The following is a 7,197-nucleotide window of genomic DNA, read 5'->3' on the forward strand; positions in this document are numbered from 1 at the left end:
GCGGCGTTCAGTTCCTTCCGCTGTCCGGGGCTGCGACTTCGTCGCGCCAGCCGCGCAGCCGCCGGTAGAGCGTGCCGCGCGACACGCGCAGCTGCCGCGCCGCCTGCGACACGTTGCCGCCGTGCGCGGCGAGCGTGTCCTCGATCAGCTTGCGGCTGTGCTCGCGCAGCGTGGGTTCTGGCTGGGGCTGGGGCGAGGCCTCCGTGCCGTCCGCGTCCGGGTAGGCCTCGGCTGCCGCGAGCTGCGTCTGCCGGGCTTCGCGCGTCTCGATGGCCAGCGGCGACGCTTCGCCGGGCATCGCCACCGCATGGCGGAAGTCCGCACCATCGGCGCCGCCCTTGAGCTGCGCCTGCACCCACACGCCCAGCCCGCTGGCCAGCCGCAGCGGCTGCGCCGCCTCGCGCCGCCCTAACCGCAGCAGGCTCGCGAGGTCGTGGCCCAGCAGGAACTCCACGTCGCGCTCGTCCGCCGCCTCGGGCAGCCGCCCCAGCAGCCGCGCGCCGGCGTTGTTGAGCCAGGCGATGGTGCCGTCGGGCGCGATGCCGGCCAGCGCTTCGAGCGGCGTGCCCAGCAGCGTCGGGCTGGCCTGGAAGCGCAGGATCAGGTGGTCGCGCGACTGCGCCTGCAGCAGCCTGTTCTCGATGGTGGTGGCGTACAGCGCCACCATCGATGCCGCGTCGAAGCCGAAGCGCCGCGCCTCCACCGTGAGGTCGAGCACGCCCGCGAGCTGACCCGTCACGTCGCGGATCGGCGCCGCGGCGCACCGCATCTGGCACAGCAGGTCGAAGTAGTGCTCGGCGCCGTCGACCGTGCAGGCCTGCCCGGTGCTCGCCACGATGCCCGGCGCGGTGGTGCCCACGATGCGCTCGGAGATGTTCACGCCCACCCGAGCCGTCTTGCGCAGCACCGGCTGTTGCGCGGCGGCCGGCTGCTGCGTGACGTGCACCACCACGCCCTCGCTGTCGGTGAGGATCACGCGGCAGTCGGTGCCCGCGAGCGCGTGCTCCATCTGCCCCAGCTCCTGGCGCGCCGCTTCGAGCAGCTGGCGGTTGCGCGCCAGCGTGGCGTGAAGGCGGCTCGGCGTGACCGGGTCGAAGGGCACGATGCGCTGGCGGTCGGCGTGGGTGCGGCTGCAGCGCATCCACGACTGGATCACCGCCTCGCCCACCAGCCCCGAGGGGCGCACGCCCTCCTCGAAGAACTGCTGCCGCGCGAGCGCCACGCGCTGCGTGGGCGTGCTGGCGAAGAGCTGGCGCGGGGCATCGGGCGTGCCGATGCCTGCATTGCGGCTTCCAGCAGGGCTTCTGTCGAGGGCCATGGGTTCGCTGCCTCCCGTTTCAGGATTCACACCGGCGTCGAATGTGTTCCGCAATGGAACAGCGCCGGACTGGGGAAATCCCCAAGATGAATGTGCGGCCGGTCCCGACGATTCTTGGCGCACAAAGGAGACCTGCGATGAAAAAAACACACTCCGGGCTGCTCGTGCTCGCCGGCGCCTTGCTGTGCCTGGGCGCGACGAACACGGCCACGGCCCAGAACAACGCACAGGACCGCGCCGCCGCCGCGACCAAGCGGGTGGACGGCGCATTCATCCGCGCCAACGCCGCGCAGAAGAAGACGCCCGACTGGCCCAGCGTGGGCCTGGACTACTCGGAATCGCGCTTCAGCCAGCTCGACCAGGTGAACGCCGGCAACGTGAAGGACCTGGGGCTGGTCTGGTCGTACAACCTCGAATCCACGCGCGGCGTCGAAGCCACGCCGCTGGTGGTGGACGGCATCATGTACATCACCGCCTCCTGGAGCGTGGTGCACGCCGTCGATACGCGCACCGGCCAGCGGCTGTGGACCTTCGATCCGCAGGTCGACAAGTCAAAGGGCTTCAGGGGCTGCTGCGACGTGGTGAACCGCGGCGTCGCGATCTACGAGGGCAAGGTCTACGTGGCGGCCTACGACGGGCGCCTCATCGCGCTCGATGCCGCCACCGGCCAGAAGGTCTGGGAGAAGAACACCATCGAGGGCCAGAAGGGCAGCTACACCATCACCGGCGCGCCGCGCGTGTTCAAGGGCAAGGTCATCATCGGCAACGGCGGGGCCGAGTACGGCGTGCGCGGCTTCGTCACCGCCTACGACGCGAAGACGGGCGACCAGAAGTGGCGCTGGTTCGTGGTGCCTGGCGACCCGAGCAAGCCCTTCGAGGACGAGTCGATGGCGCGTGCCGCCAAGACCTGGGACCCCAGCGGCAAGTACTGGGAGGCCGGCGGCGGCGGCACCGCCTGGGACAGCTTCGCCTTCGACCCCGAGCTCAACCTGATGTACGTGGGCACCGGCAACGGCTCGCCCTGGTCGCACAAGGCGCGCAGCCCCAAGGGCGGCGACAACCTCTACCTGGGCTCGGTGGTGGCGCTCGACCCCGACACCGGCAAGTACGTGTGGCACTACCAGGAGACGCCCGGCGACAACTGGGACTACACCTCCACGCAGTCGATGATCCTGGCGAACGTGAAGATCGGCGGCAAGCAGCGCAAGGTGCTGCTGCATGCGCCGAAGAACGGCTTCTTCTTCGTCATCGACCGCACCAACGGAAAGTTCATCTCGGCGAAGAACTTCGTCGAGGTCAACTGGGCCACCGGCTACGACAAGAACGGCCGGCCCATCGAGATCGCCGCCGCGCGCGACGGCACCAAGCCCGGCGACAGCATCCCCGGCCCCTTCGGCGCGCACAACTGGCATCCGATGTCGTTCAACCCGCAGACCGGCTTCGCCTACCTGCCCGCGCAGCACGTGCCGATCAACCTCATGGACGACAAGGACTGGAAGTTCGACGAGAACGTGCCGGGCCGCCCGCATTCGGGGCTGGGCTGGAACCTGGGCAAGTTCGCCAACGCCGAGCCGCCCAAGAGCAAGCCCTTCGGCCGCCTCGTGGCCTGGGACCCGGTGGCGCAGAAGGAAGCCTGGGGCGTGGACTACGCCTCGCCCTGGAACGGCGGCACCCTCAGCACCGCCGGCAACCTCGTGTTCCAGGGCACGGCCGACGGCCGGCTGCTGGCCTACAACGCGAAGACCGGCGAGAAGCTCTGGGAGACGCCCACCGGTACCGGCGTGGTGGCGGCACCGTCGACCTACATGGTCGACGGCAAGCAGTACGTGTCGGTCGCGGTGGGCTGGGGCGGCGTCTACGGCCTCGCGCAGCGCGCCACCGAGCGGCAGGGGCCGGGCACCGTCTACACCTTCGCGGTGGGCGGCACGGCCAAGATGCCCGACTTCGTGCAGTACCGCATGGACAAGCTGGTGCAGGGCGTCAAGTACGACCCCGCCAAGGTCCAGGCCGGCACCATGCTCTACGTGAGCAACTGCGTCTTCTGCCACGGCGTGCCGGGCGTGGACCGCGGCGGCAACATCCCCAACCTCGGCTACATGGACGCCGCCTACATCGAGAACCTCGACAAGTTCGTGCTCAAGGGCCCGGCCATGTCGCGCGGCATGCCCGACTTCACGGGCAAGCTCTCGAACGACGACATCGAGAGCATCAAGGCCTTCATCCAGGGGACGGCCGACGCGATACGCCCCAAGTAGCCTGACTGTCTGCCTGCCACGCCCGCCGCAAGGTGGACGCGGCCGGCCGCCTCAGCGCCCGCCGTACCAGTACGGCGTGGCGGCGGTCCACGGCGAGTTCGGGTAGTTCGTGCGCAGGGCCTGCAGCCCCTTGCGCGACCAGTCGCCCGCCGCCTTGTCCTGGCAGGTGTAGCGCGCCATCTTCACCGCGACCGACAGCGCCTGCGGCACCAGCGGGTCCATGCGGGCGCGCTGCATCAGCGCCAGGCTTTCCTGCGTGAAGTAGATCGAGTCCTGCGGCACGGTGCGCAGCTTCTCGACCAGCGCGGCCTGCCGGCTGCGTTCTTCCTGCGGCAGGAACGCGGGCATCTCGAAGTCGGCGGCGGTGGCCGCCTGCGGCCCGGTCGTCGGCACGCCCAACGGACGGCACCACTTGCCGTAGCTGCCGACCGTACTGCGCTCGGAGTACACGGGGCCGACGCCGAGCTTGAGCGGCGTGGGCCGGATGCCCTCGGCGGCGGGCCAGTGCGGTGGCGACAGGACTTCGGTGGTGCTCGCCATGCGCTCCAGCAGCAGGTGCCGCCATGCCGCGGCGTCGGTCTCGGGCAGCTCCGCCGAGCGGCGGATGCCGGCGATCGTGTCGGCGCCCTTGGCGGCGCCCGCCTGCGGCGGCGAGGCGATGCGCATCTGCGCCGCGCGGCGGGCCGTGGCGTAGTCCCCGGCCACCACGGCGCGGGTCCAGGCGGTCTCGAGCAGCCTGTCGCGCAGCGCGGGCGCCAGGGCCGGCTCGGCGGCCAGGCGCAGCCACATGGCCAGCGGTGCGCGGGTGTTGAGGAAGCGCACCACGTCCTCGTCGAAGGCACTGGCCAGCGGCACCGCGCTCGGCTTCGCTTCCATCGCCTCGGGATCGCGGCGCGCGACCACGGGGCGGATCGCGAGGCGGCGCCATTCCTCTTCCGACGCGGCCGTCGGCAGCAGCAATGCCTTCACGAGGTTCTGGCCCGAGAGGCTGTGCGCGATCAGCGGCGAATCGGCCGAGGCGGCGACGAGCTCGCGCACTTCCTTGTAGCGGCCCTGCGCGAACATGCGCTGCGCGCGCAGCTGCGTGGCGGCGAAGCGCGCGGGGTGGTCCTCGGGCACGGCTTCGAGCGCGGCCTGCAGCTCGGCCTCGCGCTTGTCGCCGTTGGTGGTGGCCACCGGCACCAGGCTCGCGGCTGCCATCAGCCAGGCGAGGTCGTGCGTGCGCTGGTAGCGGCTCCAGCTCAGCGTTTCGCGCCACTTGCCGTCGGGTTCGAGGCCGCTGCCCGGTCCGTCGAAGCCGCGCACGGTGCTCAGCCACTGCACCAGGTCGGAGGTCTGCGCGGGGCCGATGTAGCTGCAGCCGCCGAAGAAGCCGCAGGCGCGGAACTCGTGGTTCAGCAGCAGCAGCTTCGCGGCGGCAGCGTCGGGCTGGCCGATGGTCCTGAGGCCGTCGGCCAGGCGCTGCATGCGCGTGGCGGGCAGCAGGTAGCGGATGCGCAGCGCCTCGGCCAGCCGGTGCACCGAAGGATGCAGCGCCTTCAGGCGCGGGTTCTTCATCAGCGGCTGGGCGATGGCGTCGAGCTGCTTGTCGAGCTCGGCCTGCTTCTTGAGCGCCTCGGCGCTTTCCTTCTTGGTCTCCGAGCCCTCCGAAGGCGGATCGCCCGGGTTCTGCCGCGCCAGCACGCGCAGCCGCATGTAGGCCGCGAGATCGCGCCATGGGCTGGCCTTGTCGGCTGCGATGGCGGCGAACGCTTCGTCGGCGTCGTCGAGGTCCCCGGCATAGAAGTGCCGCGCGGCCAGCTGGTAGGCGTGGTCGGCCTGCAGCCAGGCGGGTGCGCCCGCCGGCAGCTCGGGCATGGCGCCGGGCTCCTTGTCGCAGGTGTCGAACACCGCGTCCTGGGTCTTGATCCAGTGCAGCACGAAGGGCACTGCCGACTTGTCACCGGCCGCGCGCGTCATGCGCTGGGCCAGCGTCTTCGTGGCGTTGCGGAAGGCGTCGCCGTAGAAGCAGATGGCGTCGGCCTGCAGGGTGTCGGCGTTCCACTTCGGCTGCTGCTGCTTCGGTGATGAGGACTTGTCGCGCTGCGATTGCGGATCGAGCTTCGCCATGGCGTCGTCGCGCGCCTTGCGCCATTCGGTCGAGGCGTCGTCGATGTCGGCCATGGCGTTGTCCTCGCGCGGCAGCTTCTCCAGCAGGTCGGTGAAGGCGCGCACCGCGTCGGGGGAGAAGCTCTGGCCGCGAAGGCGCCAGTACCAGAGCACCTGGTAGGGCACCAGATAGCCGGTGTAGTAGCCCGCGGGCCGCTCGACGAACTCGCGCACCGGCTGGTCGGGCCGGGTGGTGGCGAAGAACAGGTCCTCGGCGTCGTAGCCGCCGCTGGCATGTGCTGCCGTGCTGCCGAGCAGCGTTGCCGCTGCCATCGCGGCTGCGGCGAGCAGCCTGCGGCCTCCCGTTTTCGAAAGAGTCATTTGTAGCTGTCCCTGTTTCCGATCTGCAGTTTTTCGAAGTCTTCGTTCTTCCACGAGCCCGCGTGGAACACATAGCGCCGCTTCACGTCTCGCAGTGCGGGCCAGTCCTCGCCGAGCATCAGGCCGGCCGCGTCGCGGCAGGCCGGCACGGCGGCCTTGCCTGTCGTGCCCAGCCGCTGGCGGATGCGCGCGGATTCCCCTCCCATGCGGAAATACATCGGCACGATCTCGTCGAGCAGGCCTGCCGGCAGCCACGGATCGTCCATGCACCACGACGCCAGCGCGGTGGCCGAGATCCGCATGCCGCCTTGGCGCAGCGGCTGCAGCCGGCGCAGCAGCGCGACGTAGGCCTCTCGCTGGCTGCGCCTCGCCTCGAAGTCGAGCTGCACCCAGCCCGAGCGGTTGCCATGTGTCGCGGCATGCTCGATGGCGGCGGCGATGGCCTGCTGCTGCGCATCGTCGAGGGGCGAGGGCGAGAGGTTGTCGAGCGCGACGTGGACCACCGGCACCACCGTGGCGCCCGGCGCGACGCGCAGCGGCCATTGGCGCCAGCTGGTGCGGCTCTCGGTGCCGCTCAGCCGCACAGTGGCATGCAGGTAGGCCACGCCCGTGGCTTCGGGCAGCGAGGCAAAGAGCTGCGGCCGGTCCCACACCCAGAGCAGCGTCCGTGTCTGCGCCACGCCCTCCTGCGCCAGCAGGGCCATGAAGAGCGGAAGGGCCGCGCTGCGAAGACGCATGGGGGATGAAGAACGAGAGAGGACGGAAGGCGGGAGGACGAAATCCCGCGCAGCATAACGAAAAAGCCGCCTGGCCCCGGGGGCTCAGGCGGCCTTGCGGCTGCTCGTGGCTGCGTGTGCTGTCGTGAGGCGATCAGTCGGCGTAGACGCCGGCGGCCTTGATGATCGGGCCCCACTTCGCGATTTCGGACGACACGAACTTCTTGTGCTCGGCCGGCTCGGTGCGCTTGTCGGTGGTGATCACCGCGCCCAGCGCTTCTTCACGCTGGATGAAGCCAGGGTCCTTCATGGCGGCCTTGATGGCATCGTTGAGCTTCTTCAGCACCGGTGCTGGCGTGCCCTTGGGCGCGTACACGCCGTGCCAGATCGTCACTTCGAAGCCCTTGAGGCCCGACTCGTCCAGCGTGGGCAGGTCCTT

5 protein-coding genes are annotated in these 7,197 nt (G+C 70.4%); 1 reads left to right on the forward strand and 4 read right to left on the reverse strand.

The annotated features are described in order from the left end of the window. Nucleotides 1-7 precede the first annotated feature (7 nt). Nucleotides 8-1,318, reverse strand: a complete 1,311-nt coding sequence (locus G369_RS0111050; RefSeq protein WP_019654063.1) for a helix-turn-helix domain-containing protein — start codon at nt 1,316-1,318, stop codon at nt 8-10. Nucleotides 1,319-1,455: 137 nt separating this feature from the next. Between G369_RS0111050 and G369_RS0111055 the strand changes: the two genes are divergently transcribed. Next, nucleotides 1,456-3,573, forward strand: coding sequence for a PQQ-dependent dehydrogenase, methanol/ethanol family (locus tag G369_RS0111055; protein ID WP_019654064.1), 2,118 nt, complete (start codon nt 1,456-1,458; stop codon nt 3,571-3,573). A 51-nt stretch (nt 3,574-3,624) separates the two neighbouring features. Here G369_RS0111055 and G369_RS35670 read toward each other — a convergent pair whose 3' ends face one another. From G369_RS35670 to G369_RS0111070, 3 genes are all read right to left on the reverse strand, one after another. Then, entirely contained in the window at nt 3,625-6,042 is a 2,418-nt protein-coding gene (locus tag G369_RS35670; protein WP_157773682.1) for a serine/threonine-protein kinase, read from the reverse strand. After that, a complete protein-coding gene (locus G369_RS35675) occupies nt 6,039-6,779 on the reverse strand; it encodes a hypothetical protein (RefSeq protein WP_019654066.1) in 741 nt (246 codons plus the stop codon). Before G369_RS35675 ends, G369_RS35670 begins: the two co-directional genes overlap by 4 nt. Before the next feature lie 133 nt (nt 6,780-6,912). After that, on the reverse strand, nt 6,913-7,197 hold a 285-nt coding region (locus G369_RS0111070), incomplete at its 5' end, for a tripartite tricarboxylate transporter substrate-binding protein (RefSeq protein ID WP_026346324.1).

The organism is Variovorax atrisoli 110B (genome assembly GCF_000382045.1).
GTDB lineage: Bacteria > Pseudomonadota > Gammaproteobacteria > Burkholderiales > Burkholderiaceae_C > Variovorax > Variovorax atrisoli.

Coding starts and splice junctions, on each gene's coding strand:
- G369_RS0111050 (WP_019654063.1), bottom strand. CDS start 1,318: ATGGCCCTCGACAGAAGCCCTGCTGGAAGCCGCAATGCAGGCATCGGC.
- G369_RS35670 (WP_157773682.1), bottom strand. CDS start 6,042: ATGACTCTTTCGAAAACGGGAGGCCGCAGGCTGCTCGCCGCAGCCGCG.
- G369_RS0111055 (WP_019654064.1), top strand. CDS start 1,456: ATGAAAAAAACACACTCCGGGCTGCTCGTGCTCGCCGGCGCCTTGCTG.
- G369_RS35675 (WP_019654066.1), bottom strand. CDS start 6,779: ATGCGTCTTCGCAGCGCGGCCCTTCCGCTCTTCATGGCCCTGCTGGCG.